23 protein-coding genes are annotated in these 24,842 nt (G+C 68.2%); 7 read left to right on the top strand and 16 right to left on the bottom strand.

What is annotated here, in order from left to right:
• Positions 1 to 17: 17 nt before the first annotated feature.
• Genes SALPAC2_RS0103150 through SALPAC2_RS0103140 form a run of 3 tightly spaced genes read right to left on the bottom strand, consistent with a single transcriptional unit; the run spans position 18 to position 3,000 of the window.
• Positions 18 to 1,028 carry an ABC transporter permease subunit gene (locus SALPAC2_RS0103150; RefSeq protein ID WP_223874070.1) on the bottom strand — a complete coding sequence of 337 codons (1,011 nt, stop codon included), beginning with the start codon at positions 1,026 to 1,028 and terminating at the stop codon, positions 18 to 20.
• Between the two features lie 5 nt (positions 1,029 to 1,033).
• Complete coding sequence (locus SALPAC2_RS0103145) at positions 1,034 to 1,948, bottom strand: ABC transporter ATP-binding protein (protein WP_018215179.1); 915 nt, start codon at positions 1,946 to 1,948, stop codon at positions 1,034 to 1,036.
• Between the two features lie 41 nt (positions 1,949 to 1,989).
• Positions 1,990 to 3,000, bottom strand: coding sequence for an ABC transporter permease subunit (locus SALPAC2_RS0103140; RefSeq protein ID WP_018215178.1), 1,011 nt, complete (start codon positions 2,998 to 3,000; stop codon positions 1,990 to 1,992).
• 165 nt (positions 3,001 to 3,165) lie between these two features.
• Here SALPAC2_RS0103140 and SALPAC2_RS0103135 point away from each other — a divergent pair, with 165 nt between their 5' ends.
• From SALPAC2_RS0103135 to sph, 3 genes are all read left to right on the top strand, one after another.
• Positions 3,166 to 3,711 carry a hypothetical protein gene (locus tag SALPAC2_RS0103135; protein WP_018215177.1) on the top strand — a complete coding sequence of 182 codons (546 nt, stop codon included), beginning with the start codon at positions 3,166 to 3,168 and terminating at the stop codon, positions 3,709 to 3,711.
• Between the two features lie 105 nt (positions 3,712 to 3,816).
• Positions 3,817 to 4,728 (top strand): SDR family oxidoreductase, encoded by a 912-nt coding sequence (locus SALPAC2_RS0103130; protein WP_018215176.1) that lies wholly within the window; start codon positions 3,817 to 3,819, stop codon positions 4,726 to 4,728.
• Positions 4,729 to 4,830: 102 nt separating this feature from the next.
• Positions 4,831 to 5,787, top strand: coding sequence for a sphingomyelin phosphodiesterase (sph, locus tag SALPAC2_RS0103125; protein WP_026184360.1), 957 nt, complete (start codon positions 4,831 to 4,833; stop codon positions 5,785 to 5,787).
• Between the two features lie 182 nt (positions 5,788 to 5,969).
• Here the strand turns inward: sph and SALPAC2_RS0103120 are convergent, their stop codons facing one another.
• Positions 5,970 to 6,488: a GNAT family N-acetyltransferase gene (locus SALPAC2_RS0103120; protein WP_018215174.1), complete on the bottom strand. Its 519-nt coding sequence runs from the start codon at positions 6,486 to 6,488 to the stop codon at positions 5,970 to 5,972.
• Positions 6,489 to 6,553: 65 nt separating this feature from the next.
• Entirely contained in the window at positions 6,554 to 7,678 is a 1,125-nt protein-coding gene (locus SALPAC2_RS0103115) for a serine hydrolase domain-containing protein (RefSeq protein ID WP_018215173.1), read from the bottom strand.
• 302 nt (positions 7,679 to 7,980) lie between these two features.
• Here SALPAC2_RS0103115 and SALPAC2_RS0103110 point away from each other — a divergent pair, with 302 nt between their 5' ends.
• The gene (locus tag SALPAC2_RS0103110) at positions 7,981 to 8,667 is read left to right on the top strand and encodes an ABC transporter ATP-binding protein (protein ID WP_026184358.1); all 687 of its coding nucleotides are present in this window, start codon (positions 7,981 to 7,983) and stop codon (positions 8,665 to 8,667) included.
• A 62-nt stretch (positions 8,668 to 8,729) separates the two neighbouring features.
• On the top strand, positions 8,730 to 10,886 hold the full coding sequence (locus tag SALPAC2_RS0103105) for an FtsX-like permease family protein (RefSeq protein WP_223874061.1): 2,157 nt from the start codon (positions 8,730 to 8,732) through the stop codon (positions 10,884 to 10,886).
• A gap of 521 nt (positions 10,887 to 11,407) precedes the next feature.
• Here SALPAC2_RS0103105 and SALPAC2_RS0103100 read toward each other — a convergent pair.
• Positions 11,408 to 11,986, bottom strand: a complete 579-nt coding sequence (locus SALPAC2_RS0103100) for a hypothetical protein (protein ID WP_018215170.1) — start codon at positions 11,984 to 11,986, stop codon at positions 11,408 to 11,410.
• Between the two features lie 206 nt (positions 11,987 to 12,192).
• Entirely contained in the window at positions 12,193 to 12,360 is a 168-nt protein-coding gene (locus tag SALPAC2_RS27195) for a hypothetical protein (protein ID WP_018215169.1), read from the bottom strand.
• Between the two features lie 383 nt (positions 12,361 to 12,743).
• Here SALPAC2_RS27195 and SALPAC2_RS0103090 point away from each other — a divergent pair, with 383 nt between their 5' ends.
• Both SALPAC2_RS0103090 and prfH read left to right on the top strand, forming a co-directional pair.
• Entirely contained in the window at positions 12,744 to 13,931 is a 1,188-nt protein-coding gene (locus tag SALPAC2_RS0103090) for an RNA ligase RtcB family protein (RefSeq protein ID WP_018215168.1), read from the top strand.
• On the top strand, positions 13,928 to 14,536 hold the full coding sequence (prfH, locus tag SALPAC2_RS0103085; protein ID WP_018215167.1) for a peptide chain release factor H: 609 nt from the start codon (positions 13,928 to 13,930) through the stop codon (positions 14,534 to 14,536). Before SALPAC2_RS0103090 ends, prfH begins: the two co-directional genes overlap by 4 nt.
• Positions 14,537 to 14,715: 179 nt before the next feature.
• Here the strand turns inward: prfH and SALPAC2_RS0103080 are convergent, their stop codons facing one another.
• The 9 genes from SALPAC2_RS0103080 to SALPAC2_RS0103040 all read right to left on the bottom strand — a co-directional run bounded on the left by SALPAC2_RS0103080 (position 14,716) and on the right by SALPAC2_RS0103040 (position 24,800).
• Entirely contained in the window at positions 14,716 to 15,351 is a 636-nt protein-coding gene (locus tag SALPAC2_RS0103080) for a choice-of-anchor M domain-containing protein (protein ID WP_397540881.1), read from the bottom strand.
• 5 nt (positions 15,352 to 15,356) lie between these two features.
• Positions 15,357 to 16,004: a choice-of-anchor M domain-containing protein gene (locus SALPAC2_RS0103075; RefSeq protein WP_018215165.1), complete on the bottom strand. Its 648-nt coding sequence runs from the start codon at positions 16,002 to 16,004 to the stop codon at positions 15,357 to 15,359.
• Positions 16,005 to 16,263: 259 nt separating this feature from the next.
• Positions 16,264 to 17,196 carry an anchored repeat-type ABC transporter permease subunit gene (locus tag SALPAC2_RS0103070; RefSeq protein ID WP_018215164.1) on the bottom strand — a complete coding sequence of 311 codons (933 nt, stop codon included), beginning with the start codon at positions 17,194 to 17,196 and terminating at the stop codon, positions 16,264 to 16,266.
• Positions 17,196 to 17,939 carry an anchored repeat-type ABC transporter ATP-binding subunit gene (locus SALPAC2_RS0103065; RefSeq protein WP_018215163.1) on the bottom strand — a complete coding sequence of 248 codons (744 nt, stop codon included), beginning with the start codon at positions 17,937 to 17,939 and terminating at the stop codon, positions 17,196 to 17,198. Before SALPAC2_RS0103065 ends, SALPAC2_RS0103070 begins: the two co-directional genes overlap by 1 nt.
• Complete coding sequence (locus SALPAC2_RS0103060; protein WP_026184357.1) at positions 17,936 to 18,916, bottom strand: choice-of-anchor M domain-containing protein; 981 nt, start codon at positions 18,914 to 18,916, stop codon at positions 17,936 to 17,938. Before SALPAC2_RS0103060 ends, SALPAC2_RS0103065 begins: the two co-directional genes overlap by 4 nt.
• The gene (locus SALPAC2_RS0103055) at positions 18,913 to 20,511 is read right to left on the bottom strand and encodes an anchored repeat ABC transporter, substrate-binding protein (protein ID WP_018215161.1); all 1,599 of its coding nucleotides are present in this window, start codon (positions 20,509 to 20,511) and stop codon (positions 18,913 to 18,915) included. Before SALPAC2_RS0103055 ends, SALPAC2_RS0103060 begins: the two co-directional genes overlap by 4 nt.
• Entirely contained in the window at positions 20,508 to 22,091 is a 1,584-nt protein-coding gene (locus tag SALPAC2_RS0103050; RefSeq protein WP_018215160.1) for a TIGR03773 family transporter-associated surface protein, read from the bottom strand. Before SALPAC2_RS0103050 ends, SALPAC2_RS0103055 begins: the two co-directional genes overlap by 4 nt.
• Entirely contained in the window at positions 22,088 to 23,206 is a 1,119-nt protein-coding gene (locus SALPAC2_RS0103045; RefSeq protein ID WP_018215159.1) for a WxL protein peptidoglycan domain-containing protein, read from the bottom strand. Before SALPAC2_RS0103045 ends, SALPAC2_RS0103050 begins: the two co-directional genes overlap by 4 nt.
• 124 nt (positions 23,207 to 23,330) lie before the next feature.
• Positions 23,331 to 24,800: a choice-of-anchor M domain-containing protein gene (locus SALPAC2_RS0103040; RefSeq protein ID WP_018215158.1), complete on the bottom strand. Its 1,470-nt coding sequence runs from the start codon at positions 24,798 to 24,800 to the stop codon at positions 23,331 to 23,333.
• Between the last annotated feature and the right edge of the window lie 42 nt (positions 24,801 to 24,842).

The raw sequence follows: 24,842 nt of genomic DNA, 5'->3' as shown, positions 1-24,842 counted from the left end.
GCTGCCCGCCCGTCATGTCAGGCCGGCCGCCGCTGGATGCGCCGCAGCGCGAACAGCACGAGCAGGCCGGTCAGCAACAGGTAGCAGCCGGACTCCAGGAGCTGGAAGGCCCAGTAGCGGTTCCAGGGCTGGTAGGCGATGTCCACATGCAGGTCGTGCTTGGCCAAACAGACCGCGATATCACCGTACGGGCCTTCGGTTGCGCCGGTCTTCGGCGCGTTCATGTAGCAGTCGTCGAACGTCTTCGCGCTCAGCGGCTTGCCGTCCGCCTGCGTCAGCGCGCCCACATCGGTGATCCAGCCCTCCGGGATGGTCAACCCGTTCAGCACCGGCGCACCGGTGATGCTGCCCAGCGAGCGGGCCTCGTTGATCGCGCTGACCGTCATCTGCTTGCTCAAATGCTCGGGCGGCAACAGGTGCGGCCGAACCAGGTTCGGCACCAGGAATTGGAAGATGACGAACACGACCAAGGTCAGCGCCATCGTCGGCACCATCCGCCGGACTAGCAGCCCGATCACCGTGCCCAGCACGAACGCGAACGCCGCGTATGCGATAGGCGGAAGGAACCGGGCGCCGAACAGGACCGTGCTGAACCGGTTGTTGGCGACGTCGTCCACCGGTGCGGCAGCCCAGGTCAACAACATGCTCGCCGTCCCGGCCACGACCATGCAGGCCAACCCGACCACCAGCAATTTGATCAGGAGCCAGCGCCGGCGGGTGACGCTCTGGTTCCAGACCAGGCGTTGCGTGCCGTTCTCCAGCTCCCGGGTGATCAGCGGGGCACCCCAGAACATGCCGAGCACGCCGGGCACCAACCCGAGCACGCCGGCCAGAGGGAGCAGCGTGTTCTCGTAGTCAAGGCTGAACTGCCCCATCGGCCCGGAGCAGTCGCCGGCGTCCGGGCACTGCGCCAGATAGGTCTGATAGGAACCGCGGATGTCCAGGCCGAGATAGATGAGGTACGCGGCGAGGACAGCCACCACGGCGCCGCCGACGATCGCCTGGCCGCGGAACTGCCGCCAGCTCATCCAGATCAACGGCCGACCTCCCCGGACGAGGTCATCAGCGGCTGGCCGGCGACGCCCATGGCCCGGGTCATATACGCGAGCACCAGCCCCTCCAGATGGATCGGCTTGATCGTCCAGGTGGCAGGCCGGCTGCCATCACCACGGACGACCGCGGTGGTCCATCGGTCGGTGTGCTGCGCTCGGATCACCTCCATGCCGGCCGGCGGGTGGTCCAGCTCGCCCCGCGGCGCCACGATCCGGTAGTGCGTGTTGAGCAGGTCCGGGACGTCGCCGGCAACCTGCACCCGGGAGGCGCACAGCACGATGAGGTAGTTGCAGACCCGTTCGACGTCGCCGAGCAGGCGCGAAGACAGAATCGCGCTCGCGTTGAGCTCGGTGACGAACTCGACCAGGTTCCGCAGGAAGCCGTCCCGGGCCAGCGGGTCCAACGCGGCCGCCGGCTCGTCGAACATCAGCAGCTCCGGTCGCTTGGCCGCGGCCAGGGTCAGCGCCAGCTGGGCGCGCTGGCCGCCGGAGAGCCGGCCGGCCTTCTGCTTGTAGTTCAGGCCGACCTGGGCGATGCGGCGCTCGGCGAGGCCCTGGTCCCAGGTCGGGTTGAGCCTGGCACCCATCTTCAGGTGGTCACCGACCGAGAAGTTTGCGTACACCGGCGTGTCCTGCGCGACGAAGCCCACCTTGGCGAGGTGGGCGGCGTTCGCGGCCGGCGTCTCGCCGAGCACCCGCAGGGTGCCCTCCGACGGCGTGACCAGGCCGCAGGCCAGCTGGAGCAGCGTCGACTTGCCCGCGCCGTTCGGGCCGACCAAGCCAATCACCCGGCCCCGCGGAATCGTCAGGTTGCAGTCCTCGAGGGCGGTGCGGGCGCCGTAGCGCTTGGTCACACCCTCCGCGTGCAGTATCGGATACGAATCGTCAGACGTCATCGTGAAAGTCCTCGTGTCTGTCATGTCGGTGCGGACGGGGGTCAGGTCGCATGACGCTGGATGCGCCAGAGACCGACGGCGGCCAGCAGGCCACTGAGCAGCAGGTAGAGCGCGGACTCGAGCCACTGGAAGGTCCAGTAGCGGTCGTTCGGGTGATAGGCGATCTCGACGTGTAGCTTCAGGTCGGCCAGGCAGGCGATGATCCCGCCAGTGCCCGCGCCGGCCCCGGCGGTCACCGGCGGATCGGTCGCGCACCTGCGGTACGTGGCCTTGTCGAGCGGGTCGCCGTCCGCGGTGAGCAGCGCGCTGGTGTCGGTCACCCACGCGCCGGGAACGCCCACGCCCTTCACCACGGGGTCGTCGCCGAAACCGCGCACCTCGCCGAACGCCTGCAGCGTCATCTCCCGTGTGGTGGTCTCCGGCGCCATCAGGTGCGGCCGGGCGAATGCCGGCACCACGAACTGCATCACCGCGAAGACGAGCAGGGTCACCGCCATAGCCGGGATGGTCCGGCGCATCAGCAGACCGATCACGGTGCCGAGGGCGAACGCGAAGGCCGCGTAGGCGACCGGGGCGATGTTACGGGCATCGAACTCCAGCGCGCCGAACCTGTCTTGCGAGACCGCGTCGACCGGGCTGCTCGCCCACGTCAGCAACGCGCTGGCCAGGCCGGCCACCGCAATCGAGGTGAACCCGACGAGCAGCAGCTTGACGGTCAGCCAGCGGCGCCGGGTGACGCTCTGGTTCCAGACCAGCCGGTGCGTACCCATCTCCAGTTCGCGGGACACCAGCGGGGCGCCCCAGAAAACACCGAGGATGCCGGGAATCGCGGCGAGTAGGATGGCCAACAACAGCAACCGGGTCCGGAAGTCGTTCTGGAACTGCAGCATGGCCTCGGCACAGTTGCCGATGGACGCACACTGGGCCTCGTACCGGTCGTGCGAGCGCCGGATGTCGATGCTCGTGATAATCAGGTACGCCACCACCGGCAGCAGGGCGATGGCGCCGGCAAGTGCCTGCGAACGGAACTGGCGCCAGCTCATCCAGATCATGGCCGCACCTCGCCGTGCACTGCCGGCTGCATGTGGTCGGTAGGCATGTCCCTCACCCTGCCGAACCGCCTCACGGCAAGCATCGGTCCGAAGCAGGGTTGGCTACGGCCCCGACCGTACTTTTGACCGGTTCGCCACCGCCGCCGGACTCCTAGCGTGAGCCCCATGACCAATTCAGTCCGACCGACCGCCCGCGTCGAATTCGCGCTCGACGCGACGTTCGGCCTCATCGCACTGGCCGGTATCGCCTTCACCATCAAACTGCTGGCCGACAGCTGGGGCATCGGCTACGCGGTGTTCGACACGATCGTCGCCCTGATCCTGGTCGGCCTAGCCCTGGCCCGCCGGCTGAACCGCTCGATGACCACAGCCGCGGGCGTAACGCTGGCCCTGATCGCCGTGATCGTCTCCCAGATCGCCGACCTGCCGCAGGAACCGAGCCCGATCGCCTCGCTGGCCCTCGCCGTCCTGATCGGCTCGGCCCTGCGACACGTACCCGACCGGTGGGCCACCGGCATCGGCGTCGGTGGCCTGGCCGTAATCATCGCCTGCTGGGCCACCGGCGGCTTCCGCGCCGTCGCGGCCCTGGCCACCCTCGCCTACGTGACCGCCGTAGTCATCGGCTGGTCAATGCGCGAAGTCGACAAGGGCCGCCGTGCCGCCGCCGAGCGCGACCGAGCCGCCGCCGCGGATCACACCACCTGGCGGTGATCCCCGCGTACGCCGTCGAACACCCTCGACCAGGAGCAGCGGACCTACTACCTGGGCCGGAAAAGGCCAAGCGGGAAGCCTCGGCTCGCCGCTAGGGTACGGCGCATGGCCAAGCAGTTGACCGGCAAGGTGGCGCTCGTCGCCGGAGGGACAAGAGGCGCCGGGCGAGGAACCGCCATCCAACTCGGAGCGGCCGGGGCCACGGTCTACGTCACCGGAAGGTCAACCCGCGCCCAACGGTCGGAGATGAACCGACCGGAGACCATTGAGGAAACCGCCGAGTTGGTCAGCGCAGCTGGTGGGGTCGGCATCGCGGTGCGGGTCGACCATCTGGTCCCCGCCGAGGTACGCGCGCTGATCGCCCGGATCGAGTCCGAGCAGGGCGCCCTCCACGTACTCGTCAACGACATTTGGGGCACCTCCCAGGTGGAGTGGAACAAAACGGTCTGGGAGTCGGACCTGGACGCCGGGCTGCACACGCTGCGTCTCGCCGTGGAAACCCACGCCATCACCAGTCACTTCGCACTGCCCCTGCTAATCAGGAACCCGGGCGGGCTGGTTGTCGAGATGACCGACGGGACTGACGAGTACAACGCGGCCACTTACCGCAACTCGTTCTTCTACGATCTCGCGAAGGGCGCCGTGAGTCGGATGGCGTTCGCCCTGGCGCACGAACTCCGTTCGCATGACACGACGTCGGTGCTGCTTACGCCCGGGTGGTTGCGGTCCGAGGACATGCTGGACAGCTTCGGTGTGGCCGAGGAAAACTGGCGCGACGCGCTCGCGGTTGAGCCGCACTTCGCGATCTCCGAAAGCCCGGCCTATGTCGGCCGCGCCGTGGCGGCCCTGGCACAGGACCCGGAGGTGTCTCGGTGGCATGGCAGGTCGCTCTCCAGCGGGGAGTTGGCGAAAACCTATGGCTTCACCGACCTGGATGGGAGTCAGCCCGATGCCTGGCGATACCTGGTCGAGGTGCAGGACGTCGGTAAGCCCGCCGACACCACCGGATACCGCTGACCCCAACCCGGGCCAGTAGCTGCACGACGATTGACACGTTCACCCATCGAACACCGCCGAGCAATTGAAGTCGGCTGATAATGACGGCCATCATCGATGGCCATGAAGAGACCGCTGAGTCTGCTGCTCGCCCTAGTTCTCACCGCGTCCGGGTTACTCGCCTCCGCGGCCCCGGCCGCCGCCGCCCCGGCACCGCTGCAGGTCCTGACCCACAACGTCATGTTCCTGCCCCAGTCGCTCTTCCCCAACTGGGGGCAGGTCACCCGCGCCAACCTGATCGCCGAGGCCGACTACATCACCGGCCGAGATGTCGTCATCCTGCAGGAACTATTCGACAACGAGGCATCCGACCAGCTCAAAGACCAGCTCGCTGCGAAATATCCCTACCAAACCCCGGTTCTCGGCCGGTCGAGGTCCGGCTGGGACGCCACTTTAGGCTCATACTCCAGCGCGACGCCGGAGGACGGCGGAGTCACCGTCCTGAGCCGGTGGCCCATCCAGGAAAAAATCCAGTACGTCTACGCGGACGGCTGCGGGGCGGACTGGTTTTCCAACAAGGGCTTCGTCTACGCGCGCCTCAACGTCGACAACGCACCCGTACACGTGGTGGGCACTCATGCGCAGGCGGCCGACGCCGGCTGCGCCGACGGCACCGGGGCCCAGGTACGGGCAGCCCAGTTCGACGAGCTCGACGCCTTCCTGGACGCGCGCCAAATCCCGGCGGACGAACAGATCATCGTCGCCGGTGATCTTAACGTTGACCGCTACTCCAGCGAGTACGACAGCATGCTGGCCCGGCTCGACGTGGGCGATGCCGCGTTCACCGGCCATCCGTACTCGTGGGACGCGCAGCGCAACGCCATGACCGACTACAACGACGACCAGGACAGCCGCCAGCAACTCGACTACATCCTGCAACGCAACGGTCACGTACGGAACGGTGCCGGCGACAACGAGACGTTAGCCGTCGAGTCACCGGAGTGGTGCGTGACGAGCTGGTTCGTCCGCTACTGCTACACCGACTACGCCGACCACTACCCGGTCGCGGCCGAAATCTGACGCGTACGACCTGGGGCGGAGGTATTCCTCCCGTGCTTGGGCAGCCGCGGGTACGCCGCTGCCTAGCGCCAGTCGTACCACCGGCACCGCCGCGACCTCGCGGGCCCGCAACCCGCCGACCGGCTTGTGGTATACAACCCCCTGCTTGCTCGGGTTCAGCTACAGGCCCTGGTCTGCCATGGTCAAGGCGCGCGCCCATTAGCTTTGATCATCGCGCACCGGAGCGAGGGGTCCATGCCCGGCAGCGCGGCTTCGTGTCGCATTGTGGCGGTCAGCTCGCGTCCAATCTCCGCGTTGGGTAGCTCCCGGTATCCAAGCCTCCGGTAGTAGGGGCCGTTCCAGGGCACATCGCGGAAGGTGGTCAGGGTCGTCGCCGGACGACCCTGACGCCTCCCCCATCCCTCGACGTGTGCGATGAGTTGCCGACCAATCCCGCGCCGAGCGTGCGTGGGCGCTACCGACACCTGCTCGATGTGGGCGTTGCCGTCCAGCACCGCCGCGATGACGTAGCCGACCGTCCGGTCGCCTTCCTCGGCGACCCAGATCAGCCCCTGCCGCTGACTTCGCCGCAGGGCCTGTCGATCCACGGCATGATCAGCTATTTCTGACATGCCAACCGTATGGAAGAGCTGGCCAGCCTGGACCTCAAGCCGAGCCAGATCGCCGAGCTCCGACTGTCGTGCCGCCCGAATCAGGGACATCCTCCGCACTCTCGACGCAGCGAGGCCGACTGCTATTGGACAGTCGGCCTCGCCCCTGTTTGGTATCAGGGCCCCGTGACTGCCGCGTCGTTGCCCGGCATCCGGGTCACGCTGGGCAGCTGCAGCACGTCCGCTGCCGACCGGCCACTCGTCTCGCTGGTCGGGCACATCGCCGCCAGCAGGAACGACTGCCAGGCGATGTCGATCGGATGCGCCTCGGGCAGGCCTATCGAATAGTGGCTGAGGTTGATCCCGGACGATACCTGGCGCCCGCCATCCCGGCTGTGCAATGAAGACGTCAGGTGACCGAACACCGCACCGTCATGTCCGAAGAACTCACCGCACGGGGTGGAAAACGAGAGGATACCAAGACCGTAGCTACCGGCTTCGGGCGCATCCGGGAACATCGGCACCCCGGCGAGCATCTCATCGAGGGTGGCCGGGCTGAGCAGATCACCGCCGAGTAGTGCCCGGAAGAACGTGTTCAGGTCCGCCGTGGTCCCAATCATCTCGCCCGCCGTCCACCCCCAGCTCATGTTGAACTCGCTGAGGTCACGAACCCCGAAGGGGGCGAAGTAGGCACCACTATGTGGGCCACGAATAGTCGGATCAGTGCCAGGGAACGACGTCCCGGTGAGCTTCAGGGGCCGCAGAATACGCTGCTGCACCTCTGCCGCCGCCGGGTTACCGGTGACCGACTCGATTAGCAGGCCCGCCAAGATGTAGTTTGTGTTCGAGTAGCTGAACCCCGCCCCGGGCGCGTTGGTCGGCGGCATGGCCAGGCCCATCGCCACCAGATCTGCCGGAGCGTACGTCGTAACCTGCATCTGGTCGATCGCCGCCCACGAGTCGAGCATCGCGTTGGTGTAGTTGCCGATGCCGCTGGTGTGGTTCAACAGCATCCTGACGGTGACTTCGGCGCCACGCTCACCCGGCACGATCTCCGGCAGCAGCTCCCCGACCGGGTCGTCGAGGCCCAGCCGGCCCTCGTCAACGAGCTGCAGCACAGTGGTGGCGACGAACGTCTTGGTGATGCTGCCGATGCGGTGCCGCAGCTGCGGCTGCATCGGTCGGGGGCTGGTCAGGAACGCCTGGCCGGCACTGCCGCGCCAGTCGTGCCGGCCATCGCGCACAGCAGCCAGCGCACCCGGAACCCCGGCTTCGGGCACCGCGGCGAGCGCGGAGCGCAACTCACCCCGATCCAGCCCGCCGGAGGAGCTTCCCCCAGCTGTCTGAGTGGGTAACGCGGCAGCAGATGCGGGCACCACAAAGGCGGCGGCTGCCAGCGTCGCACTGGCAATTGCGATCTTCAACGCCCGAGGAATGCTAGACATATCGCGATCCTAGGTGGCGCCTGCAACCAGGATTTCACTTCGATTCTCATGTCAGTAACCGGCACGACATAGTTTGGATCCCCGCCACCGGATGTCTGTTCGATCTCTTGGGGATCAGTATCTATGCTGGACCACGTCGCATGTCCCGGGAGGGCGCAATGAGGGCAACCTCTACAGTACGGGCCGAGGCGCTACGCTATGCGGTAGCCGAACGTGAAATTTTCGCTGACATTTCTTTCGACGTGCCGTCGCGGACGTCGTTGGCGGTTACCGGGCCCAGCGGCACGGGGAAGACGACGCTACTGATGTGCCTCGCGGGGATCCTGCCGGTGGCGGGTGGTCGCGTCTGGATCAACGGCCAAGAACTGACCAGTCTGCCGCCGAGGGCGCGATCGGCGTTGCGGCTGCGGTCGGTCGGCTTGGTGTATCAGTTCGGTGAGTTACTGCCCGAGTTGACGCCGTTGGAGAACGTGACGCTGCCGGCGCTGTTGGGTTCCGCACCGCGGCGGGCAAGCTACGAGCGGGGGAAGACACTGCTGCATGATCTTGGTGTTGGAGAGCTTGCCGACGCCGCGTCCGCTACCTTGTCCGGCGGCGAGCGCCAACGGGTCGCGGTGGCGCGCGCGTTGATCACACAGCCCAGTGTCATCCTGGCGGACGAGCCGACCGGGTCTCTCGACAGCGCCTCAGGGCAGGTCGTCAGCGATCTCCTGTTCGACCTGCCGCGCCGGTACGGCTGCGCGCTGATCGTCGTCACGCACAACGACCGGGTCGCCGCGCGTGCGGATCAGCAGCTCGCCCTCGACGGGGGTCGACTCACCGCGATGGCGGCGGGTAGCTCGTGAACCGTGCGTTCGTACTGCTCGCTGCCGGTCATCGCGCGGGGCGACGGGCCGGCGCTGGTGCCGTGACGCATCGTTGGTCCCTGGCCGTTGCTGCCGCGGTGGCCCTGCTGACCGCGTGGACCTTCATCAGTATCGCGGCCATGTACGACGCGCGGAACGCAAGCGTCGCCGCACGGGAGCCGGTATTCCTGGCCGAGAGGCAGGACGAAGGCGCGGTCGCCCGGTGGATCCCGCATTCAGACCGGGTGAACAACCGTCAGTTCCTCGTCGTGTATCTGGCGCCGAGCCGCGCGGACGCGGCGCCGCCCCCGGGGCTGTCCCGGTGGCCCGCCCCGGGGGAAATTTTCGTCTCCCCGTCGCTGCTCGACCAGGCGGGCCGGGATCAGCTTACCGAACGCTACGGGCGGATTGCGGGCACCATCGGTGCCGAAGGTCTCGCCGCCGACCAGGAACGGCTCGCCTACTATCGGCCCCGCACCGATGCCGCCTTCGACCGGCGGGACGGGCTCGTGGCTATCAGCGGGTTCGGTGTCGACAAACAACAGATGGTGGTCAATCGGACCACCAGGACTGACACGAACTACGGCAAGTGGACAGATAACGACTTCTTCATCCTGGCCGCGTGTCTGATCGCCCTCCCCGCCGCGCTGTTGCTGTTGCTCGCGGTGCGTAGTAACGCCGAGCGGCGTGACCGGCGGCTGGCCCTGCTCGATGCCCTCGGCGCCCCGCGCTCCGCCCGCGCCTACCTCCTCCTGGGCGAGGCCGCGCTCCCCGTCACGGTCGGCACCCTGGTGGGGGCGCTCACCGCGGCGGCCACGACCGTGGTCGACGTACCGCTGCCGGTGGTCGACCATGTCCTCAAGGCTGACGTGTTGGCCCGCTTCCGTGCCGTGCTCGCGGTGACGGCGCTCGCCACCGCGGCGGTGGTGCTGGCCCTCGTGCTGGTCGCGCAGCTACGCAGCCGCGCCGCTTCAGAGACCGCGCCGCGTCGGATCCAGCACCGGTTCGGGCGGCCGATCAGGGCCATGTTCCCGCTGGCGATCATCGTGGCGGTCTGGGGGGCCAGCACCGCCCGCGACGATGCCGGCGCCGGATCCTCGGTCGGGCTGGCCGCCTTCCTCATCGCCACGGTCCTCACCCTGGCGCTGCTGCCCGCCGTTCTGGCCGGTTGGGCTGGCGCCGGCGGCCGACTCATCGCTCGTCACGGCGCGCGACGAGGCCGGCCGTCGGCAATCGTCGGTGGCCGTTGGCTCAGCACACGTCCCGTGCTCGTGGCGCAGCTGTGCGCGGCCTTCGTCATCGGCCTCGGCCTACTCGTTCAGGTGCAGGTCCAGCAAGAGTGGATCGTGCAGCGCACCCACGGAATCGCGAACGGGGTCACCGCCCCCGCCGTCGTGGTCGGCAACCAACTCGTCACCGTTCGCGGTGACGCGCAGCCGCAGGAAGCACAGCGGTTCATCGACCGAATTGGCCCGGACGACGTCCTGACCACCTACACCACCGCAGCGGGTCGAACGCTCGTGGCAACGTGCCCGGCACTGCGGTCACTGGGACAGCTGCCGACCTGCCCCACCACCGCCACCCCGATCGAGGACTCCTACACCACCATCAACCGAACCGGCCAGGTCCTCCAGCACGACACCGAAATTTCCCGGCCCCGGTTCACTATCGCCACGACCCCACCACCGTCCGGCGAAGTGGACGGCTTCTTCGTACTCAACCCCGACGGCGACAGCGGGGTCAACGCCATCGCCGGCACCGCGTACCGGGAACTGGCTAAACCGCACATCTCGACTCCCGGCCAGGAGTGGATCGGCGGCGGACTCGCCGGAGCCGCCGTCTTCGACTGGGTGCTTTCCTTCGGCGTAGCCGGCGTGACCATCCTCGCCCTCGCCGGCATCCTGGCCGCCGCCGGAATCTTCCTCAGCCAGATCCGGTCCCTCGGCGTCCTCACCACATACGACGCCCGCACCCGCCTCTACCTCGGCATCGCCGCCTGGAACCTCGCCCTGCCGCTCATCGTCTCCGCGGTGATCGGCGCGCTCGTCGCCGCCTTCCTCGGAACGCTGGCCCTACAGATCCGCAGGACCGGCGAAGTCTCCGTACCGGTGCTGTCGGCAGCGCTGCTCGGCGTCGCCGCTATCGCCGCTGCTCTCACCCTGCTCTGCGGCACCACAGCCGCACGCGCCGTACGCACCTGGCACCCGTCCAAAGACTGAGAGGATGGTTCGGTCAACATCCACCGCTGGAGCACTTAGCCGTTGCGCGGAGCAGCCCAATCACTATCGTCACTCCGACGGCGGGCACGCACTGCCATGAGCGTGACGGCTAGGACCGTCAACGAGGTGACTCCAACAGCTTGACCAATCCGGTCAATTCGCTTCGAGCTGCAGGTCCGGAATGCCATCTCCCAGTAATATCTGTCTCCGGCCACCACCCAGCGATGAAGGTTCATTTCCAGCGCATTTCCGCAACTCTTTTTCTCATGGTCACCCGGCCCGATCTTAATTGGCAGTAGCATCAGAAGCGCCACCAAAAAGCTCCCCAGCAGGGCCACCTTTGCGGGCGTCACCCAGCCGAGCCTCGACCCATTCCGCTCAGTTCCCGCTGCCATCGAACGAATGGTAGGTCATGCGTGGCGCGATGTCATCATGGCTGTTGGCCGGCACCCGGTTCGGGTGCCGGCCAACAGCTTCTTTCCCCCTTTGTGGGTTAGGTCTATGTAGGTGGTGCGGTGGGATCAGCTGGTCCAGTGCTCGGCCACCAGGTCGGCGGCCTGGGTTTCCCACTGGGCGTAGTGGAACGGGTACGCCGACACCTGGACCTTCTGGGCGGCTTCGGTCAGGGGNAGTTCCTGCCAGCCCTCGACCTGCTTCAAACCCTTGAGGAAGGCGGTGGTGGAGTACTCGGGGTCGGTGATCTGCTCCACGCTGCCCCAACCGGAGGAGGGGCGCTGCTGGAACAGGCCCTGCGAGTCGTGGTCGTTNCGNTCNCCNAGGTGTCCCAGGTTCTCCAGCTTCGACTCCTGCAAGCTGGTACCGATGGCCACGACGGCGGCGCGCTCGTCCATGCCGGCCTTCTTGGTGGCCTCGATGATGGCCTTCACGTTGCCGGTCTGCTCATCACCCAGGTCGATGCGCGACTGCTCACCCTGGGTGCCGTGCGGGATCAGCGTGTCCATGTCCGGCTTGTCGGCCCGCACCGCAGCAGCAGCTGCGGGGGTGGTGTCGGTCAGGGTGGCCAGGGGGCCGGCGACGACACCGGTGGACAGGGCCAGACCAGCGATACCAAGGACACTACGACGCAGAATCGTGTTCATGGGGGTTGCTCCATTCGGGGGTCGACACCCCACACGCCCGAAAAAAGGGGGGATCAGGCGGCAAAAGAGGGGTGCAAGCACCGTCCGGCGCTCAAAGAAAAGAAAGAAGAGGGGGTCGGCGACCGCAGGGCCTCACAGGGGGCACACACGGCGCCGGGTCCAGATGTAACGACCGCCCGGCCACCAACATTCCCGGCGACCCGGTGTCACCCGCCCGAGCGGGCCACCTCCACGGCCGTACGCAGGGTGTAACGCCCCGACGGCGGCCGAGATTCCACCACCACCGTGACCCCGACCACACCCCAAACTGACATGAACCGGTCATTCATGATGCGATAGAGCCTTATCAGCCCCTGCTGAACGACGGTGGGCATCGCAGCACAGTGGGGCGAACGACGCTGAGCCCAGCATCGCGGATCGGCGGATACCCGTCATCGGACCCCCGGTGTCGGTCGACACGGGTAACGTACGCCGCACCGCGTAGAGCATCCTAGGAAAATGGTGCCCGCGGCCTACCCCCCACTCAACCGGCCATCGCGGGCTACTCGGATCCGCCGGTCCATGCCGAGATGTTCTTGCCGCCCTACTCCGGCACCGGCGTGCCCGCCGGTGCCGGCGGGGCCCTAAAGTCGGTTGTCGACGACAGCGAACTCCGGGACGCTGGGCGGCATGTCGTTGTGAGGGCAGCACCTTCGTCGCCGCCACGCCATCGCGATCGGCGGCCGTCCACCCAACCCTTGGCGAGAAGTGAGCGTCCTTGTCTGTTCCACCTGTCCGGCCGGAGTCCCGGCCGGCACCCACCCCTGCCACCGTTACCGTCTTCGCCTCCCCGACCAGCTGGGTCGAGTCCGACGCCGTTGACCAGTGCCACCAGGTCGCCGCCCTCGACGGCATGGTCCATGTCGCCGGCATGCCGGACCTGCACCCCGGCAAGGGCGCCCCGATCGGCGCCGCGATGACCTCTACCGTGCTCTACCCCCACCTGGTCGGCTCGGACATCGGCTGTGGCATCGCCGTCTTCCCGATCAAGCTGAAGCGGGTCGTACCCGAACGGCTCGCCGCCCGCTTCCCCGACCTGGACCGCCCGCTCGACCCGGACCGCGACGCCGACGACCCGGCCTGGTCGGTGCTGGACGGTGACATCCCCGCCGGCCACCTCGACGGTCTCGGTACCGTCGGGCGGGGCAACCACTTCGTCGAGCTCGCCCGCGTCGGCGAGATCCTCGACCCGGACCACGCCGCACGACTGCGGCTGACCGCCGGCGACACGGTCCTCGTCGTCCACAGCGGATCCCGTGGCCTCGGCGAGCAGATTCTGCGTGCACACACCGCGCAGGGCGGCGCCGGGCCCGCCGAGGACCCGGCCTCGTACCTGGCGCGGCACGACGACGCGGTGCGCTGGGGCTCGCTGAACCGGCGGTTGCTGGCCGCCCGGGCCGCGATCGCGCTGGGTGCCGAGCCAACCGCCCCGATCGTGGACCAATGCCACAACCTGGTCGAGGTACGCGACGGCCACTACCTGCACCGGAAGGGCGCGGCGCCGGGCGACGGCCGGGACGTGCTCGTCGCCGGCACCCGCGGCACCCCGTCGTACCTGGTGGCCGGGCACGCGGGCGCCCAGGCCAATCATTCGGTGGCGCACGGGGCGGGCCGCAAGATGTCCCGGGCGGACGCGCTGCGCCGGGGCCGGGCCAAGCACACGGTCAAGGAGCTGCGCCGTACCCCGCTGGGTTCGCTGGTGGTCTGCGGCGACCGGCAACTGCTGTTCGAGGAGGCGCCGACCGCGTACAAGCGGATCGAGCAGGTCGTCGGTGACCTGGTCGCCCATGGGCTCGCCACCCCGGTGACGACCACGGTCCCGCTGGTCACCTACAAGACCCCGGACGTGGGGGTGCCCCCGCGCGGCGACCGACGACCGGAGCGCCGGCGGCGAGGGCAGCGATGAACCAGCACCTGCTGCTGTCGGCTGGCCGGGGTCCCCAGGAGTGCGCCTGGGCGGTGGCCCGGCTGCTGCGCCGGCTGGAGGCCGACGCCGCCCGCAACAACGTGGACGCGGTACGGCTCGACAGCGTCGCCGGTGACCGACCCGGCACCTACCGGTCGGTGTTGCTCCGACTCACCGGCGCCGAGGTGGAGGCGTTCGCCGAAGGCTGGACCGGGACGTTGTGCTGGCAGGCACCCAGCCCCTACCGGGCCGGCCAGGGCAGAAAGAACTGGTACGTCGCAGCCCGCCGGTGCGAGGTAGACGCCCCGGTCACCCCGTTCGCCGAGGCGGACGTGGAGGTGCTTGCCGTACGCACGGGTGGGCCGGGTGGCCAGCACCGCAACAAGGCCAGCACCGCCGTACGGGCAACGCATCGTCCGACCGGCACCACCGTCGTGGTCGACGCCGAGCGGCAGTTCAGCCTCAATCGCGGCATCGCGCTGCGGCTGCTACGGCAGCGGCTCACGGCCGGCGACGAGGCGGCCGAGCGGGCGCTGGTGGCCACCCGAAGGCGGACCCACGACGAGCTGGTTCGCGGCGATCCGGTGCGGGTCGAACGCCCCTGACCGGCCTTTTCTGCCTCGGCCGCTGCGCGGCTCTTGCCGCCGTCGGGCCGGGCGGCCGCACTGGGATGGCAGTGGCCGGCGCGACGCCAGGGGTGATGGGCTCGCGCCGGCCGGCTCAGCTGCCTACAGATTCCCCGTACCTTGCGGGCGTCTGTGGTTGACGGCCTCGGGGGTAGGGATCAGGGAAGGACTTCGAAGGTCCAGGTCTTGGCACCGGAGCTGATGGTGGTGCCGTCGGCAGCGAGCACGCCGGTGACCTCGAAGGTGACGTCGTAGGTTCCGGCGGCGTCGAAGCCCCAGTTGACGTGGGCGTGGGTGTTGTGGTTGACATTCAGGCTGTCGGGGAGCCCGTCACCGCTGTCGAAGAGCACCGTTGGGGTGCCGCCGGAGACGGTGTAGGCACTGAAGCCGGCCGGCCCGTTGACGTTGGTGAGCTTGAAGGTGACCCGGTTGTTCTGGAACGCGCCACTGGGCACCTCTTCAGTGTTCCAGCCTGCCCACAGCAGATCGGAGCTGCTGGCCTGCGGTAGCACCCACGCTTGATTGTCGGTGCCGAGGAACGACCACTCACTACCGCTGGGCACGGTGACCTTGGCGGTGTTGGGGACGCTCAGGATGACATCAGCGGGGTCGCGCTCCACCGAGTCGTCGTCGAGCAGGTTGACGGTCAGTGTGCCGTCGGCGTAGTCGACGTCGAGGACGTCAACGTGACCGCTGGAGATCACGATCGGCGTTGCGGCAGCGGTAGTGGTGGTGCCGGCGAGCAGTGCGGCGGTGACGGCGAGGCCGGTGAGAATTCGGCGACGGAGGTGCATGGTGCTCACCCCTGAACCACGACGCGCAGGGTGACCGCCTCGCTGCTGACCTGCTGCCCGGTGTCGGCGAGGGTGCCGGTGGCGCTGAAGGTGACGCAGTAGGTGCCGGCGCGGTCGAAGGCCCAGCTGTAGTGCTGGTGGTCGCCAGCGTTCAGGGTGATGGTGCCGGGCAGACCGGCACCACTGTCGACGAGGACGTTGGGCTGCCCGACGGCGTTTTCGGTGTAGAGGGCGAGTTCCCCGGGCCCGCTGACCGACTGCATCGCGAGGGTGAGCTCGTCGTCGGTGAAGACGCCGGCCTCGACCTCCTCGGTGGCGACGCCGGGCCATACGAGGTCGGTGTCCTGGATCTGGGGCAGGATCCACACTGTCGACACGCCGGGGGTGCCGAGGAAGTCAAAGGCGGGGTCGTTGGGGACCGTCACCTCGGCCTGCTGCTTGACGACGATCTTCACCTCGTCGGTGGCGTATTCGACGTCGTTGTCCTCGTCGTGGACACCAAGCTCCAGCTCGCCGGCCTCGTAGGCGATGTCGACCAAGTCGATGTGCCCGGAGCTGAACGTCACGAGTGATGCCTGCGCTGGTTGCGTTGCCGCGAGCAGCGCCGCGGTCGCCGCCCCGGAGGCGAGCAGCAGGCGGATGGGCTTACGCACGAAGGAACTCCTTCCCCGCGGTCCCCCTTGGACCGCAGCTGTTGGAAATGGTAGTCGTTTTCGTTAACTGGGGGAAGCGACTGTCGCATGGCTTCGGTCACGGTGATGCGCCCTCAGCGGATCGCCACGCCGCGGGGCCGGACACCAACCACCGAGAGCGGCCGGCCGTGCACCAACGCGACTGAAGTAACGAGCTGGTGATGAGAGCGTCCTAAGATCACCTATGACCACTCGCCCTCGCCAGCCCCTCCCGGGCGGTCTACCGCGTAGCCGGTGCCCCCTCCTGACGGGAACTGGGGTCGGACAGTGACGAGGGCCGGGAACCATCACCCTGCGCCCCCACCCGCCGCCATCGTTTGGCCAGCAGACCGTGCCGAGGGGCAAGCAACCAGGCAGCAAGGAAGACGGCCGTGGCGATCAGCACGATCGTGCCACCAACGGGTGTGTCGTAGCTCCACGACAGATACAGGCCAACCACCGCTGACGAGCCGCCGATCACCGGGGCGAGCAGCATCATCACGCCGAGTCGGTCGGTGAGCAGACGAGCCGCCGCCGCAGGGGTGATCAGCAGAGCGAGGACGAGAATATTTCCGATCGTCTGCAAAGAGATCACCACGGCGAGGGTGACCAGGACGTAAAGCACAATGTCGAGCCAGAAGACCGGAAGCCCCATCGAGCGCGACATCTCCCGGTCGAGGCAGACCGCGACAAACTCCTTGTGCAGGGCCAGTACCAGGCCGAGGATGACCAAGCCGGCGCCACCGACGACATAGAGGTCCCGGTCGGGAATGCCGGTAATCGAGCCGAACAGGAACTGTTGCAGGGACCCGGCATACCCCGGGGCCTGTGAAATGATCACAATGCCGAGGGCGAACGCGCCAACGAGGAAGACACCGATGATCGAATCCTCCTTGACCCGTCGATTCTGCGAAAAGATCGCGATCAGCAGTGCGGTGGCGACCCCGGCGACTGCTCCGCCCAGGACCAAACTGCCCTGCAGGACGAAGGCGACCGCGATTCCCGGGAAGACCGCGTGAGCCACGGCGTCGCCGATGAAGGCCATGCCCCGCAGGACCACATAGCAGCCCACAACGCCGCAGACGATGCTCGACATGACCGCGATCGCCAAGGCCTTCGGCAAGAACGCGAGGTTCGGGTTGAACAGGTCGGTGAGGAAGTCGGTGATCGACATCAGATCGCCTTCACGAGCTTCAGTAGCGGGGAGGTGTCACTAACGCCGAAAGTCGTCGTCCACAGCTCGGCGTCCTGCAGGTCCGCCGGGTGTCCATCGGCGATGATCCGGCCGTTGAGCAGGACCAGGCGGCTGCAGGTGTCCACTGCGGCCACGAGGTCGTGGGTGGTCATCAGTACCGCGTGTTCCGCACTGGCCAAACTCGTGAACAAGTCACCCAGTAGTTCCTGGGTGGGCATGTCCAGCCCGGTGAACGGCTCGTCAAGCAGGAGGATCCGCGGCGCGAGAGCGAGCGCGCGAGCGACCAGGACGCGTTGACGTTGCCCACCGGACAACTCACCGACCGGTCGGCGACGCAACTCGGTGAGCTGTACCCGGTCCAGCGCGGCGCCGACCGCCCGCCAGTCGGCGACGCCGGGGCGGCGGAACAGCCCCATTCGGCCGGTCCGGCCGCTCAACACGGCTTGCTCGACAGAGATGGGAAAGTCCCAGGTGAACTCGTGGCGCTGGGGGACGTAGCCGATCTCGCAGCGGCCGGGGCGCGACGGCTTGCCCCCCACCAGCACCCGGCCGGCGCGGATGCCGGTCAGCGCCAGGATCGCGCGCAGCAAGGTGGTCTTACCGGCGCCGTTCGGGCCCAGGAGCCCGACCAGCTCACCCCGGTCCAGGCGCAGGTTGATGTCCCGCAGGACCGGTCGGCCACCGAGGTCCACCTCCAGGTGATCAACCTCGAGCTCGCTCAACGGTCACCCCCGGACAGCGAGGTCCCGCCTTCTCGCTCAGCCTGCCGCTTGGCCCGGCGTCCCCGCAGCAGCAGAAGCACCAGGCCGGTGGCGAGCAGGACCGCCAGCGTCACCATCGCGGGGAGGAGCAGAGTCATGGACTCGGCGGCTGGCTTGCCAGCCTCGGCGCGGTCGCTGACCGGCGAGGTCTGTTCCGCCGATCCGGGGAGCTCGGTGGTGGCGGTATACGCCTCGTCAACGCTGGTGCCGTCGCCCACGGCGAAGCGCAACATACGGGTCGCTGACACTGTCTCACCGCTGATCAGGTCGGCGGACACCTGCACCGCGATCAGGTAGACGCCGGGTGCGGTGAAGACCCAGTTGGCGTGGGTGTGGGTGTTGACCTCCGCCCAGAAGGGCTGTGCCTTCGGCTCGACGGAGCGCCACAGCGGCTCGGGGGCCGCGAAGTTCCCCGACTGCAGGTACGTGGTGAGGGTTCCGGGGCCGTCCACGCCAAGCAAGGAGAGGGTGACGCCACGGTCGATGCTCTGCATCACCCGGGGATCCTGGGTGTTCCAGCCGAGCCAGACGACATCGGGGTTCTGGACCTGCGGCACCACGTACACCTGTTCGCCGGCGTCAACGCCGAGAAACTCGTACGCCGGATCCTCCGGAACGGTCTGCAGTGCCGCGTCGGACACCCGCAGCACCGTCTCGTCCGGGTCACGCCACACCGGCTGTGCCTGCGTACCGTCGTGAATCATCAGGGTCCACTGGTCATCGACGTATCGGGGCCCGAGGTCGATGTGTCCGGCACCGAGTTCCGCCCGACCGGTGGTGAGCGGCTGGTCCGCGGCGATCGACTGGCTGAGCCCCGGGGTGGGCTCCTGCGCCGCCGCGGCAGCCGGCGCCGTCGTCAGCACGATCAGCACCGCGAGCACGCAGCGTGGGAGCAGTCCGCGTATGCGGGTGCGGCGTCGCACCCATCCGGATGTCACTGAGGCCTCCCCTGGTTGGTGGTGGTCAGGCAGTCACGCAGCGATTCGGCGTTGAACCGCATCATCTGCACGTAGTTGGTGATGTCGCGGTCGAAGGTGTCGCCGTAGATCGCACACACCCGGAGCCCTTCCTCACGGGCCACCTCGTTGAGGGTGGTAGACCGGGCTGCCAGGTTCGGCTCCAGGAACACCGCCGGGATCCTCAGGTTGCGGATCGTCTCGGTAAGACGACGCCGGTCGGCAAGGCTCGGTTCGACGGCCGGGTTCGGGGCGACGAAACCGGAGATGTTCACCCCGTACGCCTGGCCGAGGTAGCCAAAGGCGTCATGAGTGGTGATCAGGTGCCGTTGCGACGGCGGAATCTCGGCGATGGTGTTCCGCACGTACGTGTCGAGTTGCTCCAACCTGTGGATGTAGGCCGAGGCGTTCGACCGGTAGGCCGCCGCGCCTCGGGGATCGGCCTCGATGAGGGTGTCGCGGATGAGTTCGGTGTAGGAGATCGCGTTTCGCACGTTCTGCCACAGGTGCGGGTCAATCTCCCCGTGTACGTGTTTGCCGAGTACCGCCTGCGGAAGCTGGTACACCTGACTACCAGGTCGGCCGAGGAACCGGAGCCGGCGATCGCCAGGCACCTCCAGCAGCGCCTTACCCGGCACCTCGATGACCGTGCGGGCCGGATCGTAGACCCGCTGTTCGGCCTCCCCGCTGCCCTCCGGGTCGGCGAACAGGTAGAGCCGTTGCTGGTCGAGATCAACGGTGAGATCAGCGTGGCCGGCATTCAGGACCGTCGCCTCGGGCATGCCCGGCACCGAGTGCGGATCCACCCCGACGGCGAACGTGAACACCTGCTCGCCCATCGGAACCGATGGTTCCTGCGGGTCAACGGACAGCGTCGCCCGCATGCTCAGCCGGTAGACACCGGGTTTGGTGAACGCCCAGCTCATGTGCGTGTGCGCGTCGGGTGGGAGCACGGCGGTGTCGGCACGGAAGCCATTGGCCGGATCGAAGCCGTCGGTGGAGTCCACGTAGACCGACGGGTTGCCGAACGACTCGGTGAGGTAGGCGACCACACCACCCGGACCGTCAGCCGACGTCGCGCTGAGCAACACGTCCGAGGCGCGGTTCGCACCGTGCACCGCACCGGTCCCCCGTACCCGCATGCCCAGCCAGAGGGTGTCCAGCGACACGTCCTCGACCAGCGGGATAATCTCCGCGGCGTACTTCACCGCTCCCTCTGCCAGCGAGATGTTCGGCACTCCCGCGCGCAGGTTGGCGTCCAGCGCCTTGATGATGGCCTGCTCTTCCAGCAGCAGATAGTTGCTGAAGGCGACGTCGGCGTAGACCACGTCCCGGATGTCGCGCAGCGACGGCTCATAGCTGTGCGGATCGGCGCCGTCGCGCACCAGCGAACTGACCGCTACCCGGTCACCGCCGACGTTGTGCACCAGGTCGCGCAGGATTCCGGTGGTCGTGATGACCTGCAGGCGCTCGTCGTTCGCGCTTAACGCCACCTCCGACCGACAGCCGGCGACCAGCCCCACAATCAGCAGCGGCAGGATCGCCCGTCGCAACCAGGACCGGGGCGCCGGAGTCACGAGCCCTCCGGGTTGGCGCCAGCACGGCGACGGGCGAGCAGCACCAGCAACGCACCGGCGATAACAAGGACGACGCCAACCGTGCCGGCCAGCAACACCCACCCCGCGCCCGTACGCGGCAGCGGGCCGGTGCCGTCCTGGTCCTGTCCGTCGTCTCCGGAGCCGCTGCCCGATCCGAAGCCACCGCTCGGGTCGGTGCTGTCGCCGACGGCGATGGTGAGCGTCTTCGTGTCGGTGACCGCCTTGCCGGCGGTGGTGGTGCCGCTCATCTGCACCGCGAGGCGGTACAGGCCGGGCTTACTGAAAGCCCAGTTGCCGTGTGCGTGCGTGTTCAGCGGAACAGCCAGTTGCTGCGGGAACGACGTCGCGGAGTCGAACAGCACGTCGGCCTCGCCGAACGAGCCGGTCAGGAAGAGCGCGAACCGCCCGGGCCCGTCAACGCCCTTCAGCGTCCAGGTGACGTCGCCCTTGATACCGGAGACGACCGACTCGTGCTGGGTATTCCAGCCCGGCCAGACGATGCCGGATTGCTGGGACTGTGGCAGCAGCCAGACCGAATCGCCCTGCGCGCCGAGAAAGTCCGCACCGGCGGGTACCGTGATCTTCGCGTTGTCCTTGATCCACAACACCACGTCGGCGGTCTCTCGCCAGACAGCCGGGCTGGTGCGATCGTCCTTGATCCGAATTGTCCAGTCGGCTCCGGAGAGTTGCGGCCCCATGTCGACGTGTCCATCGGCGATGACCTGCTGGGTGCCTGTCTCCGTGGTGGTGCCCGTCTTCGCGGCGGCCGGCGCCATCGGCGCGGCGAGAGGTTTCGGTGTCGCAGTCGGCCTCACTTCGGCGACGGTCGGGGCGAGCGCCGCCGTGTCCGGCTGACTGCCGGGCCGCGGAGGCTGCGCAGCCGACGGCAGCACCTGCCCAGCCGGGACGATCTCGGGTACGCGAACCCGATATGTCGCCTCAGCGCTGGCCGCCTCGCCGGAGCGCAGGTCCGCCGACACGGTCAGCGTGAGCCGATAGTCGCCGGCCGCGTCGAAGGCCCACACCACACCATCAGTACGCGTAGCCGCTGGTAGTCGTAGAGACCGCGGCAGATTCGTGCCGCTACCGAACAACGCAGTCGCCCCTTCGAGACCCGACAGTCGGTAGGCGGTAAAGGTGCCCGGCCCCTCGACCGACCGCAGGCGCAGCGTCACCGTGTCCTCGGTGACAGCGCCCAGAGGTACCCCGGTGGTGTCCAGAGCCGGGAACCCGGTGTCGCCAGTGGACAGCGACCACATCGGCTGGCCCGCCGGCCCCAGGAAGGCGAGGGCTGACTTGGCTGGAACCCGCCCCGCCAAACCCCCGTCGGGGCCGAGCACCACCTCGGCCGGGTCGTAGCCCGGCACGTCGCGGGCCACCTGGCCGGCGTCTCGAATCCGTAGTGACATCGCGTCACCGTCGAGCGTCACCGAAACCAGGTCCGCGTCGGTCGCGCCTATCGTGGCCGTTTCAGCGACAGCCGGCGCGGCCCCTACGGCCAGGGCCAGGACGGCCAGGGCAAGTCCGGCCGCGCCGGCACACCTGCTTTTCATCGTCATTGCTCGCTCCCCAGGCGACGTGATGGTGTTGTCTCGTGCGGTTCCTGAGCGGCACCGTTGTTGGCAGCGTCTTGCGGCGTCGTCCGGCTGGCCTCCAACCGGCCCTGCTCACGGGCGGTGGCCAGCGCCTGCGCGATCACTCGAAGCCGCCGGCGCCGGGCAACGATCAGCAGCCACCCGGCGAGTCCGATCGGGATCAGTAGGGCCAGTTGCAGCCAGGGCACCGCCCAGACGGTGGCCCGCGTCGTATCGCCCCGCGGTGGTGGGTCAAGGACCTGGTCGCCGACGGCGGCGGGGGTGACAGTGAGCCTCGCGGTCAGCCGGAAGAGCGGCGGCACACCCGTCATCCGTACGGTGGTGGTCACCTCACCACCCGGCAGGATCTCCGGTAGGTCCGCCGCTTCCACGGAACGCCGGCCGAGGCCGAGGGGGCCGGCCACCTCGAGCGCGGGTAGGCCGGTGAGCCGGACATTGCCGGTGTTGCGGACGGTGACGGTGGCGATGAGCGTGCCACCGACCAGGGGGTTGAGCGACCCGGTGTGCCGTACCCGAAGGTTCTCGACAGTCAACGCGGGTCTCAGCTCTCCAGTGACCCGCAGGTAGATCCGGGCACCGACGCGGTGGTCGACGGCGACCTGGTTGCCCTGGCCATCCGCCGCCGTGGTGGCGAGTGACGCGACAACACCTCCGGCGTGGTCGCCCGGTGTGGCGTTGTCCGGCACCGCAAGGGTGAACGGAATGTTCAGTCGCGACGTTGACGGGACCGTCACACTGCGTTGGGTGAAACGGACCCAGGAACCCACATCAGTGGGTTGCTGACCGCCGGCCAGCAGGTCAAAGCCACCGTTTTCGGTGGTGAAGGCGTCGCTGGCGTAGAGGTTCAGGGTGAGCGGATGCGTCGAGTGGTTGGTGACCGCGACGTAGTCGGTCAATGTCGCGCCGGGGTCGAGCTTGTAGGTGAACGCCGGACGGCCGTTCGGTCCGTCCGGACTCGATGGCGCCACCCCCCAGGTCACAGCGGATGGAGCCGGCGACGGACCTGGTGGCGGCGTGGGTGGGGCCGAGGCGGCGCCGAGCAGGGCGAGGCCGGTGGCGATGGCGGCGAGCAGGCGCATGGGGGCGACGATTTCCGTTCCGTGGGGCAGGGGATGGGGTGGGCGGGAGCGGTTGCGCTCCGCCCACCCCGCAGCTGTCCGGGGCCCTGAGGTCAGTGCCGGGCTCTCGGACCGGCCGGCACCCTTAGATCGCGGTAAGGGTGAGGGTCGCGGTGTAGGTTCCCGCGGCCGTCTCGGTGGGCAGGCTTAGCCGCAGCCCGGCGCCCAGTTGGGCGGTGCCCCGCCCGGCTTCGTTCGGTGCCGAGCCCAGAACCGCACTGCTGCCGAGGCCACCGCCGCTGCCGACAACGTACGGCGGCACCTCGGGACCGGCTACGACCCCCTGGCCATCACCCTGGACCAGGACCCGGGGGGTCCAGCCGAGGTAGCCGGAGCTGAAGGTGGCGCCGTCGGGTCCGGCGAAGTCGTCCGGGATCTGCCCGGATGCGCTCCAGCCGGGCTGACCGGCGCGCGTGTCGGTCACCGTCACCGGCCGAAGCTCACCGTTGCTCTCCCACCGGTCACCGGCGCTGTTGAGCTGGGCGGGTGGCAGCACCACCGCCCGGTCGTCCGGGTCAACGCTGATGACCAGGGAACCCTGGGTCTCGTCGATAGACGCGGTGATCGTCTGCGAGTTCCCCGGCTCGGCGGGCGCGAACGCCACCCACAGAATGACCGGCTCGCTGACGGCCGACACCACGTCATCGTCGTCGTAGAGCTTGGCCACGTACTCGCAGGCGTTCAGCTCCCGGGTCGCGGTGAACGAGTAGCTGGCACCCACTTCGCCCGGGATCATCGTCCAGTCTGTCGCGCCCGGACACCTGCTGAACCAGTGGTAGGAATCCAGCTCGGTCTGCGGCGTTTGCACCGCGTTGAGCGTGACGGTGTCGTTGGGCTGGTACTCATCGGCCATGCCGCTGATCGACAGGCTGACCTCCGTGCCGTCACCGGGCGACTCACCGACGAGGAACGAATAGTCCACCGGACCGGTACTGATCGTGGTGCCGCCGGTCAGCGTCGCATCGACCTGGAACGTCAGCGTGTAGTCGCCCAGCGCGCTAAACGACCAGTTCGAGTGCGCATGGGTCTGCACCGGCACATCGATCGCGTCCGGAAGCCCGTCGTCCCCGCGGAACTTGATGATCGGACCGCCGAACGAGTCCTGCGTGAACAACGTGACGTTACCCGGCCCCTGCACCTCGACCAGGCTCAGTCGCACCGTGTCGTCCTCGAACACATCGGACTCGAGAGTCGTGGTGTTCCAACCCGGCCAGAGCAGGTCCGGGTCCTGGGTCATCGGCAGCAGCCAGATCTGGCTACCCACCGGGCCGAGGAAGGCGAACCGGGGATCGTCCGGAACGGCCATCGTCGCCTCCGGCAGGACCTGGAACGTGACATCCGCCGGATCCCGGACCACCGCCGGACTGACCGTATCGTCGTTGACCTTCAACGACAGCCTGCCGTCGCTGTAGCGCACGTCGATCGCGTCGGCGTGCCCCTTGGACAGCACCACCTTCTCCGCCGCCGACGCAGCGACCGGCGCTGCCACCAGGCCAACGACCACCGCCCCGGCTAGTAGGGCCGCGAAGCCGCGAGCCCGCACCGTCGCATTCATACCTCCCCTTTCACACCGCGTGCCCGCACGGTGGTACGTGGT

Origin of the sequence: Salinispora vitiensis, from assembly GCF_000378825.1 — a bacterium.
GTDB lineage: Bacteria > Actinomycetota > Actinomycetes > Mycobacteriales > Micromonosporaceae > Micromonospora > Micromonospora vitiensis.
The sequence above is the reverse complement of the archived record's forward strand: the minus strand, read 5'-3'. Positions and strand labels throughout refer to the sequence as shown.

Coding starts and splice junctions, on each gene's coding strand:
- SALPAC2_RS0103150 (WP_223874070.1), bottom strand. CDS start 1,028: ATGAGCTGGCGGCAGTTCCGCGGCCAGGCGATCGTCGGCGGCGCCGTG.
- SALPAC2_RS0103145 (WP_018215179.1), bottom strand. CDS start 1,948: ATGACGTCTGACGATTCGTATCCGATACTGCACGCGGAGGGTGTGACC.
- SALPAC2_RS0103140 (WP_018215178.1), bottom strand. CDS start 3,000: ATGATCTGGATGAGCTGGCGCCAGTTCCGTTCGCAGGCACTTGCCGGC.
- SALPAC2_RS0103135 (WP_018215177.1), top strand. CDS start 3,166: ATGACCAATTCAGTCCGACCGACCGCCCGCGTCGAATTCGCGCTCGAC.
- SALPAC2_RS0103130 (WP_018215176.1), top strand. CDS start 3,817: ATGGCCAAGCAGTTGACCGGCAAGGTGGCGCTCGTCGCCGGAGGGACA.
- sph (WP_026184360.1), top strand. CDS start 4,831: ATGAAGAGACCGCTGAGTCTGCTGCTCGCCCTAGTTCTCACCGCGTCC.
- SALPAC2_RS0103120 (WP_018215174.1), bottom strand. CDS start 6,488: ATGTCCCTGATTCGGGCGGCACGACAGTCGGAGCTCGGCGATCTGGCT.
- SALPAC2_RS0103110 (WP_026184358.1), top strand. CDS start 7,981: ATGAGGGCAACCTCTACAGTACGGGCCGAGGCGCTACGCTATGCGGTA.
- SALPAC2_RS27195 (WP_018215169.1), bottom strand. CDS start 12,360: ATGCCCACCGTCGTTCAGCAGGGGCTGATAAGGCTCTATCGCATCATG.
- prfH (WP_018215167.1), top strand. CDS start 13,928: ATGAACCAGCACCTGCTGCTGTCGGCTGGCCGGGGTCCCCAGGAGTGC.
- SALPAC2_RS0103080 (WP_397540881.1), bottom strand. CDS start 15,351: ATGCACCTCCGTCGCCGAATTCTCACCGGCCTCGCCGTCACCGCCGCA.
- SALPAC2_RS0103070 (WP_018215164.1), bottom strand. CDS start 17,196: ATGTCGATCACCGACTTCCTCACCGACCTGTTCAACCCGAACCTCGCG.
- SALPAC2_RS0103050 (WP_018215160.1), bottom strand. CDS start 22,091: ATGACGATGAAAAGCAGGTGTGCCGGCGCGGCCGGACTTGCCCTGGCC.
- SALPAC2_RS0103045 (WP_018215159.1), bottom strand. CDS start 23,206: ATGCGCCTGCTCGCCGCCATCGCCACCGGCCTCGCCCTGCTCGGCGCC.
- SALPAC2_RS0103040 (WP_018215158.1), bottom strand. CDS start 24,800: ATGAATGCGACGGTGCGGGCTCGCGGCTTCGCGGCCCTACTAGCCGGG.